Origin of the sequence: Psychroflexus salis (assembly GCF_014640175.1) — a bacterium.
In the GTDB taxonomy this organism is placed as follows: Bacteria; Bacteroidota; Bacteroidia; order Flavobacteriales; family Flavobacteriaceae; genus Psychroflexus; species Psychroflexus salis.
Genome location: NZ_BMGL01000010.1, coordinates 71,352 through 90,069, shown reverse-complemented (window position 1 = coordinate 90,069; position 18,718 = coordinate 71,352). Strand labels below are relative to the sequence as shown.

12 protein-coding genes are annotated in these 18,718 nt (G+C 33.2%); 4 read left to right on the top strand and 8 right to left on the bottom strand.

Annotation, left to right across the window (positions count from 1 at the left end; translation table 11 throughout):
- Positions 1-23 precede the first annotated feature (23 nt).
- The 7 genes from uvrB to IEV63_RS09490 all read right to left on the bottom strand — a co-directional run bounded on the left by uvrB (position 24) and on the right by IEV63_RS09490 (position 15,096).
- Positions 24-2,027: an excinuclease ABC subunit UvrB gene (uvrB, locus tag IEV63_RS09520; RefSeq protein ID WP_188406579.1), complete on the bottom strand. Its 2,004-nt coding sequence runs from the start codon at positions 2,025-2,027 to the stop codon at positions 24-26.
- 2 nt (positions 2,028-2,029) lie between these two features.
- Entirely contained in the window at positions 2,030-4,402 is a 2,373-nt protein-coding gene (locus tag IEV63_RS09515) for a T9SS type B sorting domain-containing protein (RefSeq protein ID WP_188406578.1), read from the bottom strand.
- A gap of 86 nt (positions 4,403-4,488) precedes the next feature.
- A complete protein-coding gene (locus IEV63_RS09510) occupies positions 4,489-7,368 on the bottom strand; it encodes a T9SS type B sorting domain-containing protein (RefSeq protein ID WP_188406577.1) in 2,880 nt (959 codons plus the stop codon).
- Positions 7,369-7,471: 103 nt separating this feature from the next.
- Positions 7,472-10,309 (bottom strand): T9SS type B sorting domain-containing protein, encoded by a 2,838-nt coding sequence (locus IEV63_RS09505; RefSeq protein WP_188406576.1) that lies wholly within the window; start codon positions 10,307-10,309, stop codon positions 7,472-7,474.
- Positions 10,310-10,459: 150 nt separating this feature from the next.
- Positions 10,460-13,288 carry a T9SS type B sorting domain-containing protein gene (locus IEV63_RS09500; protein ID WP_188406575.1) on the bottom strand — a complete coding sequence of 943 codons (2,829 nt, stop codon included), beginning with the start codon at positions 13,286-13,288 and terminating at the stop codon, positions 10,460-10,462.
- Between the two features lie 79 nt (positions 13,289-13,367).
- Positions 13,368-14,192 carry an ABC transporter permease gene (locus IEV63_RS09495; RefSeq protein WP_188406574.1) on the bottom strand — a complete coding sequence of 275 codons (825 nt, stop codon included), beginning with the start codon at positions 14,190-14,192 and terminating at the stop codon, positions 13,368-13,370.
- Complete coding sequence (locus IEV63_RS09490) at positions 14,185-15,096, bottom strand: ABC transporter ATP-binding protein (RefSeq protein WP_188406573.1); 912 nt, start codon at positions 15,094-15,096, stop codon at positions 14,185-14,187. The genes IEV63_RS09495 and IEV63_RS09490 overlap by 8 nt, the downstream gene beginning before the upstream one ends.
- Positions 15,097-15,216: 120 nt before the next feature.
- Here IEV63_RS09490 and IEV63_RS09485 point away from each other — a divergent pair, with 120 nt between their 5' ends.
- Entirely contained in the window at positions 15,217-15,666 is a 450-nt protein-coding gene (locus IEV63_RS09485) for a 3-hydroxyacyl-ACP dehydratase FabZ family protein (protein ID WP_188406572.1), read from the top strand.
- The gene (locus IEV63_RS09480) at positions 15,656-16,927 is read left to right on the top strand and encodes a beta-ketoacyl-[acyl-carrier-protein] synthase family protein (protein WP_188406571.1); all 1,272 of its coding nucleotides are present in this window, start codon (positions 15,656-15,658) and stop codon (positions 16,925-16,927) included. Before IEV63_RS09485 ends, IEV63_RS09480 begins: the two co-directional genes overlap by 11 nt.
- Here the strand turns inward: IEV63_RS09480 and IEV63_RS09475 are convergent.
- A complete protein-coding gene (locus IEV63_RS09475; RefSeq protein WP_188406570.1) occupies positions 16,924-17,559 on the bottom strand; it encodes a Crp/Fnr family transcriptional regulator in 636 nt (211 codons plus the stop codon). The genes IEV63_RS09480 and IEV63_RS09475 overlap by 4 nt on opposite strands.
- Before the next feature lie 89 nt (positions 17,560-17,648).
- Between IEV63_RS09475 and IEV63_RS09470 the strand changes: the two genes are divergently transcribed.
- Positions 17,649-18,230 (top strand): pseudouridine synthase, encoded by a 582-nt coding sequence (locus IEV63_RS09470; RefSeq protein ID WP_188406569.1) that lies wholly within the window; start codon positions 17,649-17,651, stop codon positions 18,228-18,230.
- The gene (locus IEV63_RS09465) at positions 18,223-18,714 is read left to right on the top strand and encodes a cupin domain-containing protein (protein WP_188406568.1); all 492 of its coding nucleotides are present in this window, start codon (positions 18,223-18,225) and stop codon (positions 18,712-18,714) included. The genes IEV63_RS09470 and IEV63_RS09465 overlap by 8 nt, the downstream gene beginning before the upstream one ends.
- The last annotated feature ends 4 nt before the right edge of the window (positions 18,715-18,718 follow it).

Below are 18,718 nucleotides of genomic sequence, written 5' to 3'. Positions count from 1 at the left end.
AATTTAAAAAACTCAGTGATGACTTAAATGTCTAATTCCGCCTTCTTTTCTTCTAACATTTTTAGTTGGTCGCGGTATTTAGCTGCTTCCATAAAGTCTAAATCTTTCGCTGCTTTTTCCATAGCTTTACGCACTTTTCTAATCTGTGAATCGAAATCTTTGATGTTATAATCTTCGGCAGCTTCTTCAGCAGCGGCTAAATTAGGTGTAGTTTCAATTTTATAAGGTTCAGGTTTTTTATTGAAAGTAGTTGTAATAGATTTATTTAAGGCTGTAGGCGTAATGTTATTCGCTTTGTTATAACTTATTTGTTTGTTTCGGCGATATTTCGTTTCATCGATGGTTTTTTGCATACTGTCCGTAATTTTATCAGCATACAAAATTGCTTTTCCTTCAATATTTCTTGCTGCACGGCCTATGGTTTGGGTTAAGGTTCGGTTACTTCTTAAAAAGCCTTCTTTATCAGCATCTAAAATCGCCACCAACGAAACTTCGGGTAAATCTAATCCTTCCCGCAACAAATTAACACCAACTAAAACATCAAACAAACCTTTACGTAAATCAGTCATGATTTCTACACGTTCTAAAGTGTCGATATCACTATGTATATAGCGCGTTCTGATGTCTATACGAGATAAGTATTTTGTTAATTCTTCTGCCATTCGCTTGGTCAAGGTCGTTACTAAAATACGTTGGTCTTTTTTTACACGAATATCGATCTCTTCAATTAAATCGTCTATTTGATTTTGACTAGGTTTTACTTCAATAACAGGATCGAGTAAACCTGTAGGACGAATAACTTGCTCCACATAAACTCCTTCAGTTTTTCGAAGCTCATAATCGGCTGGAGTTGCACTTACATAAATCACCTGATTTTGGAGTGCTTCAAATTCTTCTAGTTTTAAAGGTCGGTTATCCATTGCAGCTGGTAAACGAAAACCATATTCTACCAAATTTTCTTTTCGAGAGCGATCGCCGCCGAACATGGCACCAACTTGCGAAATCGTAACGTGACTTTCGTCTACAATCATTAAATAATCGTCTGGAAAATAATCTAGTAAGCAGAATGGGCGAGTACCTGGTTTTCTACCATCTAAATAGCGCGAATAATTTTCAATTCCGCTGCAATAGCCCAATTCTTTTATCATTTCTAAATCGAAATTTGTGCGTTCTTCAATTCGTTTAGCTTCAAGTGGTTTCCCAATTTCTTTGAAATACTCTATTTGTTTTCCTAAATCTATGGCAATTTGGTCGATGGCTTGGTTTAAGACATCAGGAGAAGTTACAAATATATTGGCTGGATAAATATTTAATTTATCGTATTTCGCCCTAATCTCATTAGTTTGCGGATCGAAAGCTTCAATTTCTTCAATTTCATCACCAAAAAAGTGAATGCGGTACGCATGGTCAGCATAGCCTGGAAAAACATCTAAGGTATCACCTTTAATTCTGAAGTTTCCGTGGTTAAATTGAGCTTCAGTACGGGAATATAAACTTTGTACTAATCTTCGTAACAAGTGCGTTCTTGAAATTTCTTGATCAACTTCAATATTAATTACGTTTTTTTGAAATTCAGCTGGATTTCCAATTCCATATAAACAACTAACCGAAGCAACTACCAATACATCTCTACGGCCAGAGAGTAGGGAAGAAGTGGTGCTTAATCTCAATTTTTCTATTTCTTCATTTATAGAAAGATCTTTTTCTATATAGGTTCCACTAGATGGAATATAAGCTTCAGGTTGATAATAATCGTAGTAGGAAACAAAATATTCTACTGCGTTTTCAGGAAAAAAAGCCTTGAATTCTGCATATAATTGTGCGGCTAAGGTTTTGTTATGCGCCAAAACTAAAGTTGGTTTTTGCACTTCTTGTACCACATTTGCCACCGTAAAGGTTTTACCCGAACCTGTAACTCCGAGTAAAGTTTGGTAAGTCTCATTAGCAAGTAAACCATCGGTTAGTTTTTTGATGGCTGAAGGTTGGTCGCCAGTAGGTTTAAATTCAGATTTCAATTCAAACTTCATGTTTAACGCTTTAAGGTTATGTTTCCTGTAAAAACTCGGCCATCTCTAAAATTTACTTTATACCAATAATCGTTGGGCGGAACGGGTTTACCATTATAAGTGCCATCCCATTTTCCACCAGGTCCAAAATTAATCATCAATTTTCCAAAACGATCGAATATTTGAACTGATTTTAGATTTGCATTTTCATTTTGAATTCCACGTGGTTGCCATGCATCATTAATTCCGTCGTTATTTGGTGTAAAAAACTCGGGCAAATCAATTACCGTAAATGAACGAGCTACAATTCCGCATCCACTTGTATCTTGGATATAAACAACATTGTCTACTTGATTGATATCGAATACATTATTTTCTTGAAATTGACTTGTAGAATTTAAGGAATACAAATAATCGCCATCAGGAAAAGCTTCAATTATTGCGGTTTGTGTTTGGTTTGGATTACCTATGATTTGCACTTGAATACTTTCTATACCTACCAATTCTACAGTAAATGAAATTTGATTACTACAAGTAATGGATTCACCTTCATTTATTGAAGTTTTTGTAGCTGTTAAGGTATAAGTTCCAGCATTTGAAAGCGTTATATTTTGTGAAGTTTCACCTGTATTCCATTCAAATTGCACATTTTCATTTCCATTAATCAATCTTGGGTTTAAAGTCAATGTTTCGTCTTGCCTACATAAAATTAGATTTGTAGTTGTGTTTTCGAATTCTGGTCTATCAATTACATTTAATTCTATAGGAACTAAGCCTTGACATTCGCCAGGATTTTGCAAACGCGCGTAATAAGTTTGAGGAAAGTTTGCTATATCAATTGAAAAATTATCGGCTAAAACTTCATTAGCATTTTGTAGAGCATCAAATCTAGAAGGAAAAATAGCAACTTGATCTACTTGTTCTCCGATTAAATTAAGAATAGAATTTCGAATTTGACCTGTATTGAATGAAAGTTCATTTACAGAAGGGTCTGGACATTCTGTGAAGCGAAGACCATCAAATTCAAATGCGTTATTTTGAAGAATAATGGGAACAATAAGCTCACAGCCGCCAATATTTTCTAAACGAACAAATACATCGAAGTTTTGAGTATTTGGTGAAAAAGAAGTAGGGTTATCAATCGCATTTGTTTCAATGATAGCATCTGCTTCAGTTAAATAAAAATCCTTAATATTAAAATTATTAGGAAGCGCATCGACTTCATTTTCTATATCGGTTAAGTTGTAAGTTACATCTAAGTCGTTTGCTTCACCACAAGTAACAATACTAAACGGATCGGGTTGTGCATTACTTTGAAACTCCACTTCAATTTCATCAGTAGCGATGCAGCCATTGGCTAAGGTAGCTTCAACAGCATAAGTGCCAGCTCCAAAATTTGCTTCAGAAACACTTAAAGTATCTTGATTTTGTTGAATTAAATTTCCATTAAAAAACCAATTTACTGCCGTTGGATTATCTTCACTTACGTCTAATAAAGCTTCATCTCCTTCGCAAATAGCTCTATCGTTTGTTCGGTCTAAACCTAAATTTACCCCAACTTCGAAGCTTCCGCCTTCTAAAAAAACAGCCGAATCATATCGGTAATTAGCTTCATCTGCAATAACTAATTTTACTTCGTAGGTTTGGTTAGGAATAACTTCAGCTATAGCTGTAAGAACCTGAGTTTGTCCATTAAAATTTGTTGGAGAAACAGCTGCCGCACCACCAGATTGATTAAACTGTCCAAACCACTCTTCATTTTCAGCTGGGCATCCGTTTGGGATTTCAGGTCGAACTGTGGTTACTTTTACAGGAATATTAGTATTGGGCACAACTGCAATATTTTGATAGGGAGAAATTGCTTGTCCATTTTCCATCGGGCGAATTAAAAAAGCAAAAACATCTGAAAAAATACACGTATTAGCATTATTTTCTTGATACTCTTCTGAAGCAAAAATGTAGTCGAAACTCAATTGACTAGCTTTAGGGGTAAATGTAAAAGTAATGCTAGTTGCGTTAGTCAGCACTTCGTTGTCAGGAATATTCAAGGCGTTTCTTAAATCTAAATCTTCGCCCCAATTATCTGCATCATCATCGCTTAAAGAAGAATTAGGACCTTCGGTATTGTCTAATCTTCCAGTGCTTAAAACAATACCTTGTTCAAAAGGAAAAGTAGAGTTAGAAGGAGTTGAAAAATAGCCATAGCTTTTCATTCCATCTTGAAAATTAGCAGAAACAGTATTGATGATTTGAATGTCTTCAACACAATTGGAGTTATCGAATAATACTTCTTCAATTAGCAATTGGTCTGAAAAAGCCGTATGATCAGCTTCAATAAATTGAGCATGATTACACAAAGTGAATAAGGCTAAAAATAGAAATAAAAAATGCTTCAAAGCTACACGAATATTTTAGGGGCAAAAATACAATCTAATACTAGTAATGACTGCAGTATTAACAAATGGTTTAAGGAAGATAAAAATTAGCGTTTTAACGTAAAATTACCTGTTAAAACTCTGCCATCGTCTACCTCTACCGCATACCAATAATCATTATTCGGCATGAGTTTACCATTGTAAGTGCCGTCCCAACCAGGGCGATTTTGTGCAGTAAATTGGATAAGTAATTTACCAAAGCGATCGAAAATACGTACTATAGCATTACGGTTTGCTGATAAACCTGCCACATTCCAAGTGTCGTTTATTCCATCGTTATTGGGCGTAAAAAATTGTCTTAATCCGATTAAACCGACGGTTCGTTTAGCAATACCACAACCATTTTTATCGCGAATAAACACATCGTAAAAACCGGGAGGTAAATCTTCATAAAGTCTATTATCGGAGTAAGGACCGCTAGGATCTTCTATTGCAAATTCGTAATCTCCAAGACTATCATTTTCATTTATTTCAATAAAAAGGCTATTGGCTTCTTCGTCGCCATCATCTACCAAAACATTGAAAGATGGTAAACCAGAATTGGATACGATTATATTTTGAAGAGAAGAACAACCTGTTGCAATTTCAGTTACTAAAACTTGATAAGTACCCGTTTCATTCACATTAATTGCAAAAGTTTCTTGATTTGTGGCTGGCCAAAAATATTCATAATTGTTGATTATGTTTTCAGGCACGCTAGGAGCAATCTGAATTGGATTAGGGCTATCTTCTACACAATAAAAAACTTGCTGGTCATCAAATTCAAATGGTAAATTATTAACCCTTAAATCTAGAATACCAAGAATGCCACAGCCATCACCTTCGGAAGTTCTAAAATAAATGGTTTGCAAATAAGGCTCTGTATTAATAAAATTGGTTGTATTATTTATTCTATCTACATCTTGCAAGGCATCATTTATACTTCTATAAAATGAAGTAGGTGTGAAGCTAGTTTCATTAGCAGCTAATTCTAAATTAAATTCTTGTATGCCATTTAAATTATCGTCGCAAACAAATAAGTCTATTTCTTCGGTGCCTTCTACATCATCGACTATTAGAGTTAGGTTAACTGTAGTAGAACAACGTGTAAAGGTATTAATTATTTTAGCAATAATAGTTTGGGGGTTTGAAGTGTTTTCATAATTTGAAATTGCTTCAATTGGAGTTTCATTTTCAAAATCATCTTCAGTTTCAAAAAACTGATATTCAAAATCATTTACTGCTAAATCGGTATTTGTAATAAAATCTGCTCTTGCATTATTCAGATTAAAAACTGCAGTTTGGTTATCGAAATCGTTAACACATTGTACTAGTGTAGCATCATCGAGCGAAGGAACTTCGCCAAAAACAACATTAGCAATACCACTTAATTTACATTCTCCATTTTCTGGAAAAATTTCTAAAGTGTAAGCTGTTTCGTAAGGTGCTATTAGAGTAGCTGACAAACTTATTTCTAAATTTGGGCTTGTCTCACCATCTAGAGCTTGTCCATTTTCAAACCACTGGTAAGTTGCAGGTTCTTCGTAATCAAATCCTAAAGTGTAGGTTTCGCTTCCGCACAAATTTAATTCAGTTTCAATGATGAAATTCTGATCATTAGATTCGGATACATCAGTAATAATATCAACTCTTGATGTAAAAATTGATTGAATAAATGGTGGTAGTCCAAAATATGCTGGAAAACCTTGTAAAGCAATTGCACCGTTTAAAGTTGAACTGGAATAATTCATGTTTTCACCAAGTTCGTTTGGATTATTAATAACGTTTAATCTTGCAGTTGAAATTTGTGGTGTATAAATTTTACCGTTTGGCCCTAATTGTATAGCAGTTGCTTGAAGCATGGCAGTAAGTTGGGTGTAAATAGAACTAGAAATATCGTCTGCATTTAAATCCCATTGATAAATTAAAGCATTTTCTTGACCGATAGATGAAGTTGCATAAGCCTTTTTTGAATCAGGTGAAAATTCAACTCCATAAGGTCTAATGTTGTTAATTAACTGCAATGGGTTAGAAACTATTCCTGTAGCATTATCGAAATCGTACAAATAAACATTTCCATTTGCATTGCCTGTATTGGCTGTTTGTGTGTTCGCCATGAGTAATCTTTCGGCATCGGGAGATGCTTTCAAATAACCTAAGGCATTTCTTCGGTAACCAGCAAGACCGATAGTAGGGGCTAATTGAGAAATTACTGGATTTTCATTAACTCCATCTTCATCAATTAAAAAAGCATAAAAGTTATTAATGAAATGTGTTATTAACCAAATGGTTTCGCAGTCCGCACCAATTACAGCAGTAATTTTTTCTGCACATTTATAGGATTGATTGCTGAAATTATTTTCATCGTAGGTAATTAGCGGATTGTTTCGTTCTCCCTGTACAACATCGCCAAGACCATTTCTAAGGCTAATATCTACAATGCTATAATTTAATCCGTTGTTAAAACCATCGTCTTCTTCAGGAACGGTATATTGTTCACCTTCTTCATAATTAGGAATCGGATTTCCGATTTGGTCGGCTGGACCTTGATTGGGATAAGCATTTGCATTATCTTGATGTGGTTCATCTACCGTAAAAACAAAATAAATATCAGTGTTTGTTGGATGTGGCACAATTAAACCACTTGAAGTGCTTGATGGGTCGCCATGTAAACCAGTACCTCCAAAATAATCTGCATTGGGCATAATATCATGGTTTTTGTCCCAAATTGTACGCCCATCTGTATAAAAGAGTAGGTTTCCGCCTGTATCTGAAATAGATGAACAGCCTTCTAATGTATTTAGCTGACCATCAAAAACGGCCGAAGGTGGATTGGTATTAAATGTTATACCAGCATTACTGCCGAAATACCAATTATTAGCTTCGCCTTGTGCATTAATCTGTGTAGATAAAAAAAGACAAACAACAATAAAATAGAGAAGTTTCAATTTTTAATTCAAAAATAATATAATTAACAATACAGTTAAGTTTACGAGACATTTTAACAAATAATAATACTATCTCTAAGCTTTACTGCTTCTAAATTTGCTTTTAACGCTTTAGCGTAAAGTTTCCTTTTATAATTCTGCCATTATCTAAGTTTGCTCTGAACCAATAATCATTATTTGGCATCAAATTTCCATGATAAGTACCATCCCAACCTGGAAAGTTTTTAGCATTAAATTTTATGAGTAATTTTCCATATCGATCAAAAATATATATCTCAGCATTTTGATTGTTAGGCAAGCCCACTAAATTCCAAACATCATTAATTCCATCGTTATTTGGAGTGAAAAACAACATTGCCCCAACAACATGAACAGTTCGTTTTGAAATTCCACATCCTAATTTGTTTCTTACATATACTTCATAATTTCCAGGTGTTAAATTACGAAAAACTGGAAAATCTTGATAAACATCAGTCGGACTGTTTAATGAATATTCAAAATTATTAGTGTTGAAAGTTTCGTCTAGAATTACTTCAATGCTATTGTCCTTTTCTTTTCCATCCTTAATTTGAACCTGAAAATTAGCTGTACTTGTGTTTACAACACTAATGTTTTGAGTAGATACACAACCCGAAGCAATTGCCGTGACCTGAACTTGATAAATTGCTGCTTCATTAACTTCTATAGCATAACCTTCTTGGTTAGTTGCAGTCCAAAAATATTCATAATTATCAATTTCGTTTTCGGGCACACTGGGAAAAATTGTTATTGGGTCTGGGCTATCTTCTATGCAGTAGAATACTTTTTTATCTTCGAAAGTGAAAGGTAAATCTTGCACCCTTAATGTTAAAACTCCTAGAACATTACAACTTCCATTTACTAAAACTCTAAAATATATAGTTTGAGCATAAGCTTCTGTATTACTAAATTCAGTAGTGTTGGTTATTCTGTTTCGATCTTCGAGCGCATCTTTTATTTTCAAATAAAAGTTAGTAGGATTTAAATTTGTTTGTTCGGCTACTAATTCTAAGTTAAATTCCTGAAAACCATCTAAGTTTGTATCACATTCGGTTAATTCAACTTCTAAAGTTTCTTCAATTTCGTTATTAATTACATTTAATTGTAAATCTGCAATACTCGAACACCGAGTTTCTTTACTGGTAATTTCTACGATAATATTTTGTGGATTAGTTAGGTTTTCATAATTCGTGATGTTTTGAATAGAATTATAATTAAGTAAGTCTTCAGATGTTTCGAAATACGCATATTCAAAGTCATCTACTCCTAATGCTGATGGTGCAATTAAATCTTCTTTAGCATTATTAAAATTAAAAAAAGAAGAGCCCGAAGCGCATTGACTCAAGCTAGCATTTTCGATTGCTGGGGCTTCACCAAAAATGGTATTTGCCAAACCACTAAGTTTACAATCTCCAGATTCAGGAAAAATATCTAAAGTATAAGCTGTAGTAAACGGAGCTTGTTCGTTAGCAGGTAAACTTATAGTTAAAAACGGACTTGTTTCACCCAGTATAGGTTCTCCATTTTCGTACCATTGATAGCTAGCAGCTTCAGGATATTCGTAACCTAAGGTATAGGTTTCACCATCGCAAATACTAATAGTGCTTTGAACAGTTGAATTGCCAATCCCATCTCCATCAACAATATCTACTCTAGAATTTAATATGGACTGTAAAAAGTTTGGCAAGCCCACATTAGCATTATTTCCTTCTAAATCAATTGCTCCTTCTAAAAATGAAGATGAATAATTCATGTTTTCGCCATAAGCGTTTGGATTATTAATTACGTTTAGTTTAGTACCACTTGCAGAGTATATTTTTCCATCAGGTCCAAATTGTAAAGAAGATTGATTTTCTCCAGTATTTAATAAAAACACAGATCCAGCAGGGTTTCCACTACTTAAATCCCATTGAGCAATATCGTTACCAATAGTTGCAAAAACTTTTTGAGAATTTGGAGAAAATTCGATTCCATAAGGCCGCATATTATTTAATATTTCAACAGGATTATTTACTTCTCCTGTTAAATTATCAAAATCGTAAAGGTTTACAAACCCAGATATAGCTAGTGGTGGTATTGTTTGTGTGGTTGCCATAGCTAATTTTTGACCATTTGGAGAAGCTTTTAAAATGCCCGATGCTGCTTCCCCATAATATTCAAGTCCGATAGCTGGTGGATGTTTAGATTCAACAGGCTCTTCATTAATACCATTTTCATCTATAAAAAAAGCATAAAACCGTTCAACAAAATGAGTAATAACCCAAATGGTGTTACAATCTGCTCCAGCTACGGCTGTAACTTTCTCTGAGCATTTATACTTTAAATGTTCTGAATTTTCTTCTTGGTAAGTTCTTAAGTGAATGTTTTTATTATCTGCAACAACATCTCCCAAGCCATTTCTTAAGGACATATCTACCAAACTATAATTTAACCCGTTATTAAAACCGTCATCAGCTTGAGGAACTGTTAAATTCTCTCTTTGATCATAAAATGGAAGTGGAAACCCATTATTATCTCCAGGGCCTTGATTAGGGTAAGCATTTGCATTTTCTTTATGTGGTTCATCTACGGTAAAAATGAAATATAAATTAGGTTGTCCTGGGTGGGGAATAATTAAAGCACTCATTGTACTAGAAGGATCGCCTAATAAGCCTGTTCCACCAAAATAATCTGCATTAGGCATAATATTGTGTTCTTTATCCCAAACGGTTCTACCATCTGTATAAAACAATAGATTTCCTGAAGTATCTGATATAGATGAGCTACCTTCAATAGTGTTTATCTCAGCATTTGTTAAAGCTAGTGGTGGATTTGTATTAAAGCTTACACCTGCTTTATTTCCAAAATACCAATTATTGGCTTCACCTTGGGCAAGCAAAGAAAATGGAATAATAAGCAATAAAAGACTTATATATTTATTCACCTTTTTCAACAAAAATAATCTAAGTAGATGAATAAGTAGGTAGATTTTTGAATTTAACAAATGCTTATAGGTTATATGCATAGATTTTTACCGGTTAATTTTTAGTTTACACAACACTTACTTTAAAAATTAGGCTTTTGGTTAAAGTATTTAGCGTTTCAAGGTAAAGTTTCCACGCAAAACTCGACCATCATCTAAGTGAATAGCATACCAATAGTCGTTATTCAACATTAAATTACCATTATAGGTGCCATCCCAACCTGTGTTGGCTTCATCAAACTCATGAAGTAATTTCCCATACCTATCAAATATTCTAATTTTAGCTCTAATATTATTATCTAGGCCAATAACTTTCCAGTAATCATTTATTCCGTCGTTATTAGGTGAGAAGTAAGGCATTATTCCTAGTAGCGCAACATTTCTTTTAATAATACCACACCCATTTATTTCTTTTACATAAACTGTGTAAAAACCAGGTTCAAGGTTTTCAAAACGCGGTGAATCTTGAAAAGGTCCAAAAGGATCATTAAGTGCAAACTCATACTCACTTAAACTATCATCGTGAATAACAACTTCAATAAAATTATCATAACGGGTTGCATCTTGTGTTACTAAGCTAAATCTAGCCAGATTAACCCCAGTTACTTCAATTTGTTGAATGGCTTCACAGCCTGTATCTAGGTCTGTTACTAATACACTATAATTTCCAGCTTCATTTATATTTACTTGGTAAGTGGTTTGGTTTGAATGTGGCCAAAAGTAGCTGTATAAATCAGCTTCATTTTCATTTATATTTGGTTTAATTTCAATGGTTTCAGGATAACTATCTAAACAATATGTGTAATTAAAACTTTCCGAAAGCATGGGTAAATTAAATACTGTTAAATTTACTTTACCAATCGTACTACAGGTATTGTTTTCGATGCGATAATAAACTTCATTTGCATAGCTTTCTTCATTCGTATACGTTTGAAAGTTTAGAATACTGTTATTTTGGTTAAGTGCATCATTTATACTTTCGTAATAGCCAGATATTTCAGCACCCATATTATTTTCAATTTCAGATAAATCAAAGTTTTGTATTCCTGTTAAATTATCGTCACAACGCAATAAATCATAGGTTTCTCCTTCTGTGTAATCGGTTACACGAAGAGTGATTTCAGAAACAGAGAAGCAATTTGGCACTTCATTTTCTACACGAACAAATATTGTTGTATCATTAAAAGAAGTAAATTCTGTTTCATTTTGAATAGCATTTTCATCGACATAAGCTTCTTCTTCGGTTAGAAAATACGAGAAAATAAAATCATTTGAATTTAAGTTGTTAGTTAATACATTTTCTTGCGCATCGTTGAGATTAAATTCTGATGAAAAATCGTCTATATCTGTTACACATTTATTAATGCTTGCATTTTGGATTTGGGGTAATGGTTCAATTAATACATTGGCAATTCCTGAGAGTGCACATTCTCCATCATCTGGAAAAACATCTAAGGTATAATTTAAGTTTTCTGTACTATCTAAATTTAAAGGAATTACTAAAGTGGAAGATGTTTCATTTTCAATAGGCTCTCCATTTTCGTACCATTGGTAAGTTGCAGAAGTTTCATGCGTATAGGATAACTCAAAAGTTTCGCCTTCACAAAGCTTTAGTTGGGTTTTTATTTGATTTGTATCACCTTCTTCTAAAAGACCAATTCTGGAGGTAAAAATAGATTGTATAAAAGGTGGTAAACCAATGCTAGCTATATTTTCTCCTAAATCAATAGCACCATCATCAAGACTATCTGAAAGTCCCATACTTTCCCCTAAATTATTGGGAGAATTAATAACCTTTAATAATGATGTTTGTTGTTGCGGAAAATATATTTTTCCGTTAGGCGCTAATTGAATGGCAATACCAAGATTTGTTGTATTTTGTACTACATATTCGGTACTAAGGATGTCGTCTGCTTCTATATTCCATTGCAGTAAATCTCCAGTAGAAGTCGCATAAGCAACTTTAGAATTTGGAGAGAATTCAACCCCATAAGCTAATGTATTGTCTTTTAAAAGCAGAGGATTTTCTAGTTCTCCAGTAGCATTATTAAAATCGTATAAATAGATGTTTCCAGTATTCTGACCCGAATTGGCATTCTGAAGATTAGCAACTATTAATTTTTCACCATTAGGAGAAGCTTTTAAGTAACCTAGAGCACCACGACGATACGAACTTAAAGGAATAGTTGGTCCAATTTCTGTAATTACTGGATTTGGGTCTACACCATTTTCATCGATGCTAAAAGCATAAAACCGATTGATAAAGTGTGTAATTACCCAAATTGAATTGCAATTGTCGTTTACAACTGCAGTAATTTTTTCGGCACATTTGTATTTAATTTCTTCTGGATCATTTACGTCATATGTTACTAAATGTAAGTTTCTTTGGTCTGGAATAACATCGCCAAGACCGTTTCTAAGATTCATATCTACCAAACTGTAATTAAACCCATGATTATAACCATCGTCTTCTTGTGGTATAGTAAATTGGAAACCTTCATCGTAAAAGGGTATAGAGTTTCCATTTATATCAGCTGGACCTTGATTAGGATAAGCATTCGCATTGTTGTGATGTGGCTCATCTACCGTAAAAATATAATATAAGTTTGGATTTGTTGGATGCGGAACAATTAATCCGCTAGAAGTACTTGAAGGGTCGCCCATTAATCCGGTGCCATTAAAATAATCTGCATTGGGCATAATGTTATGTTCTTTGTCCCAGACCGTTCTACCATCTGTATAGAAAACTAAATTTCCAGCTGAATCTGAAATCGATGAGCAGCCTTCTAATGTAGTTAATTGTCCATTATTTAAGGAGCTTGGCGGATTTGTATTAAAAGTTACCCCGGCAAATTGACCAAAATACCAATTATTTGCTTCGCCTTGAGAGAAAGAAGAGACAGAAAAAATTAAAAGAAATAAAAGAAATAAGCTTTTCAACTTTTTTTAACAAATGTAAAAATTCAATTTACTTTGTTGAAGATATTGTTAAGTTTAACAGTATTTAAAAGCGAAAAAATTATAAATCTCGTTTCTTTAATAGGTTTAAACTTCCCCAAACAAAAATGAAAGTCCAAATTACAGGAATAATGAGTTTGAATAAACTTATTGTATAATCTTTCACAAAATCTGGATTAATTTGTGCTGTTGCCGATTTTACAATACCTAACCTAGTAAATGGTTCAACAATTAAGTTACTCATAGAATTTAAAGGAAAATAATCTGCTATAAATAAAAAGTCTTCAGCTTGAAAACGCAAAATACCACCCAAAATAGATTCACCTAAATAAATTAGAAAAACAAAACCCAAAGTAAAAGCCGACTTGCGAACCAAAATGGCTAAGAACATGCATAAAGAAAAGAAACTAACCAATTTTACAAAATAAGCCAAGATGTATTCTAATTCAGAAAAAATAATTCCAATTTCGGTATAGTCTGAAAAAATAAGTCCTAAAACGAGAGAAACAACAAAAACAAGCAGAGTAGAAGCTAAGGAAAATAAGACAATTGCATAAAATTTAGAGAGAATAAATTCCTTTTTACTTAAGCCATCAATTAAATTTTGTTTTAAAGTTCGGTTACTATATTCGTTAGTAATCATCGAAATCATAACGATAGCCAAGAGTATTTTAATGATGGAAATAATATAGGTGTTAAAATGCCAGATATACGGAAAATTGAAAATACCTTGGTCGGCTATTCTAAAATTGATACTACCAAAATCGAAATTAATAGTAGCAAAAAGGGCTGTAAATGTAAATAGCACAAAATAAATAATACTTAGTATTTTAGCCGAACGACTCTGTTTAAGTTTAAACAATTCAATTGAGAGTAATCTACGCATGTTGGGCTTCGTTTTTGGTTAGGTTTAAAAAACTTTCTTCTAAACTTTCTTTTCGTTTAACCAAGTGACTTAATACAAGGTCATTTTTAAAAGCCATTTCATTTAAAGTATCAGCTTCCATTGGTTTGTTTAATATTAACTTATACAGATTATTAGGTAATTTTATTACCGTTTCGAATGCTTCATTTTGATTTGCAAATGCTTCTAACTTTTCACTGTTTTCAGCTGCAACTTCAAAATAACCATGGCTGGCATTCATCGCATCAACACTACCATCGTAAATCATTTTACCGTTGCGTAAAATGATTACATGAGAACATATTTTTTCAACTTCATCTAACAAATGTGAAGCCAATAAAATTGTAGTTCCTTGCGCGGCTATTTTTTGAATAATTGCACGTATTTGATGAATTCCCTGTGGATCTAAACCGTTGGTGGGTTCATCTAGAATTAAAATTTCGGGATTATTTAAAAGAGCTGAAGCAATGGCTAAACGCTGTTTCATACCTAATGAATAGGTTTTAAAAGCATCGTTTTTTCTATCCCATAAACCTACAAGTTCGAGTTTTTCTTGATAGTTGGGATGAGTTAAGCACTTAATTTTAGTTACAAGTTCTAAATTTTCAATTGCAGACATGTTTGGATAAAAATTGGGATGCTCGATAATAGCTCCAATTTTCTTTAAAGCATCGTGTGTATTTAAATTTCCATTAAACCAAGAAAAAGATCCACTGCTAGGGTTTACTACATTTAAAATCATGCCTAAAGTGGTAGACTTACCACTTCCATTTGGTCCTAAAATACCGTAAACATGGCCTTTTTCAATTTTAAAACTGACCTGGTCTACGGCTTTGTTTTTACCATAAAATTTAGTGAGTTGGTGTATTGATAAGATTGTTTCCAATTAAATTTGTTTATAAATAGGACGAAAACAAAAGAAAATTGTTACAAAATTGATAAAAGCTTTTTATTTAATTGTGTAAGACTTTAAAAAAGTGAATATTAGTTGAATTGATATAAATTTATGGATTTAATTTCGAAATTACCCTACGGAAAAGACTTTTTATTTGTCGATAAAATTTCAGAAGTGTCTGAAAAACATATACTTGGCAGTTATTTTTTTTCAGAAAATCTGGGCTTTTATGCAGCACATTTTAAAGATAAGCCAGTAACTCCAGGCGTAATTTTAACCGAATGTGCTGCTCAAATCGGACTCGCTTGTTTAGGTTTGTATTTAATAGGAGACCTTAATACACAAATACATCGGCATTTTATTGCTTTAACAGAAACCCAAATTGATTTTTTTAAACCAGTTTACCCCAATGAAACCGTTTGGGTTAAAGCAAATTTAGTTTACTTTAGGTTTAATAAAATGAAAGTAAATATTGAAATACGTTTAGCTAATCAACAACTAATAGCTAAAGGAACCCTTGCAGGAATGCTTACTAAAACTAATAATAACAATGCAGAATAGAGTAGTAGTAACAGGAATGGGAGTAGCGGCACCAAATGCCGTTGGTTTAGCAAATTTTTATAAAGCTTTAGTCGAAATGCGAAGCGGTATAGCTTTTATACCCAAACTAGAAAAATTAAAATTTAGTTGTCAAATTGCAGGTATTCCTAATATAGATGAAGAACTATTGAATCAGTATTTTTCACAATTAGAACAAAAAGGATTAAAAGCTACTGGATTAATTTATGGAGTAATTGCAGGTTTACAAGCTTATGAAGATGCAAAACTTAAGCGTTTAGCAAACCACATTGATTATGATACAGCTGTAATTTTTGGAACAGGAATCTTAGGAGTAGATAAACTTCATGAAGCTTTTCATTTAATTGATGCGGCCAAGGTAAGACGCTTAGGCAGTACAAGTGTAGTACAAACTATGGCAAGTGGAATTTCAGCATATTTAGGTGGGAAAATTGGAGCAGGAAACCAAGTAACCACAAACTCTTCTGCTTGTACAACAGGAACCGAAGCCCTTTTAATGGGTTATGAACGCATTAAAAATGGTAAAGCAAAACGTGCACTTGTAGGTAGTTGTAGCGATAGCGGTCCTTATGTTTGGGGTGGTTTCGATGCCTTACGCATTTTACCTAACCAATTTAATGAAAATCCTGAAAAAGCATCTAAACCTTTAGACAAAGATGCCAGTGGTTTTGTGCCATCTTCTGGTGCCGGAGCTATTATGTTAGAAAGTTTAACTTCTGCATTAGAAAAAAATGCAACTATTTACGCAGAGATTCTTGGAGGAAATATTAATTCTGGTGGACAACGCCAAGGCGGAAGTATGACGGCACCTAATCCAAAGTCAGTACAAAAATGCATTAAAGATGCTTTAATTGATGCTAAAGTAGATGCAAATCTAATCGATACCATAAATGGCCATTTAACAGGTACGAAAATGGATGCTCTCGAAATAAAAAATTGGTATGAAGCACTTCAAATTCATAAGGATAAATTTCCTAAAATCAACTCATTAAAAGGAATGATAGGTCACCCGTTAGCAGCTGCGGGAAGTATAGAATTGGTAGCTTCTATCTTGCAAATTCGATATAATTTCGTTTTTGGAAATTTAAATTTGCAGGAAATTCATCCAGAAATAGTTCAAATTTTACCCCACGAAGTTTTTCCAAAAGAAAGTATCAAAACCGAAATAACTCATGTATTAAAAGCAAGTTTTGGCTTTGGAGATGTTAATGCAGCTGTAGTTTTAAAAAAATATACAAGTTAATTAATGTGCACAACTTCTATGGAGTTGCGGTGTAAGATAATATTTCCATTTTTCTCTAAAGTCTTCAATAAACGAGAAATTACAACCCGAGATGTATGCAAATCGTAGGCAATTTCTTGATGTGTGTTTTTAATTATTTTGTCTTCGCTGTATCTTAGTTTGTTTTTTAAATACTCTAACAAACGCTCATCCATTTTTTTAAAAGCAATAACATCTACAACTTCTAGGAGCTCATCCATTCTTTCGTTATAACTATTTAAAACAAAATTTCTCCAAGATCGGTATTTTCCCATCCATTCTTCCATTTTTTGAATAGGCACCATTACTAATTCTGTGTCTTTTTCGGCTATTGCTTTTATTTCGCTACGCTTTTGATTTAAGCAACAATTCAACGTCATGGAACAGGTTTCTCCTTTTTCAATATAATAAAGTAACAATTCAAAACCATCGTTATCTTCCCGAAGTATTTTAATGGCACCATTTAATAACAATGGCATAGACTTTATATATTGTCCAATTTGCATCATTTCAGCACCTTTAGGTACATCTTTTAACGTACCCACTTCAATAATTTCAGTAATTAAATCTTTTTCAAAAATATGAGCGTAATTCTCTTCAATCAGTTCTCTCATTTTAATATGCTTCAAATTAATTCAGATTTGCTAATTTAAGCCTTATAATCTTTTTAAATTTGTAATAAAAGTAAAATAATTTTAAATTTTTGAAAGCACATTTCCACTTTAAACTCTTTAAGCCTTATGGCTATTTAAGCCAATTTGTTTATAATCAAAACACTCGAAAAAACAAACACCTTTTAGGTGAATTATTTCATTTTCCTGAAGCTACAATGGCTATAGGAAGACTAGATGAAACATCGGAAGGTTTATTATTATTAACAACAGACGGCAAATTGAGTTACGAAGTTTTAAGCAAAAAAGTAGAAAAAGAATATTATGTGCAAGTAGATGGATTAATTCATGAAGAAGCTATCGATAAATTGAAAAATGGTGTAGAAATCAATATTCATGGAAAAGCTTATCAAACTTTAAGCTGCAAGGCGAAAAAATTAGAAACCATACCCGATTTTCCAAAACGTACTAAATCCATACGTAACGAAAAGCACGGTCCAACATCTTGGATTAGCATTACGCTAAATGAAGGCAAGTTTAGGCAAGTTCGAAAAATGACAGCGAAGGTGGGTTTTCCTACATTGCGTTTGGTACGCTACCGAATTGGCAATGAAACTTGCGAAGGAATGAAAGCGGGTGAAGTACAACAAGTAAATAAGTTTAACTATGCATAATAAAGCAGATTACATTATCCAAAAGTTAGGATTACAAAAACATCCAGAAGGTGGATATTTTAAAGAAACCTATCGCAGTAATAAAAATGTATTTGTAGAAGATTTAGATGGGAAAAGAAACTTTTCTACCTGTATTTACTTTTTAATTACTAATGAAGCATATTCTGCATTTCATAAAGTGAGTCAGGATGAAATATGGCATTTTTATGAAGGAAGTTGCATTCATTTACACCTTATATCTCCCGACGGTACTTTTAGGATGCAGAAAATAGGTAATGCATGGAATGCAGGAGAATTACCCCAATTTGTAGTACCTGCCCAAACTTGGTTTGCAGCAGAAGTGATACAGACAAAAGCTTATGCATTGGTGGGTTGCACCGTTTCTCCTGGATTTGACTTTAAAGATTTTCAATTAGCTGATAAAAAGCAACTTTTAGAAGAATACCCTGAACATGAACAAATAATTGATAGATTAACTCGTTAGTTTT

Excerpts from the sequence above, each read along its gene's own strand:
- uvrB (WP_188406579.1), bottom strand. The coding sequence starts at position 2,027 with ATGAAGTTTGAATTGAAATCTGAATTTAAACCTACTGGCGACCAACCT.
- IEV63_RS09495 (WP_188406574.1), bottom strand. The coding sequence starts at position 14,192 with ATGCGTAGATTACTCTCAATTGAATTGTTTAAACTTAAACAGAGTCGT.
- IEV63_RS09485 (WP_188406572.1), top strand. The coding sequence starts at position 15,217 with ATGGATTTAATTTCGAAATTACCCTACGGAAAAGACTTTTTATTTGTC.
- IEV63_RS09480 (WP_188406571.1), top strand. The coding sequence starts at position 15,656 with ATGCAGAATAGAGTAGTAGTAACAGGAATGGGAGTAGCGGCACCAAAT.
- IEV63_RS09475 (WP_188406570.1), bottom strand. The coding sequence starts at position 17,559 with ATGAGAGAACTGATTGAAGAGAATTACGCTCATATTTTTGAAAAAGAT.
- IEV63_RS09465 (WP_188406568.1), top strand. The coding sequence starts at position 18,223 with ATGCATAATAAAGCAGATTACATTATCCAAAAGTTAGGATTACAAAAA.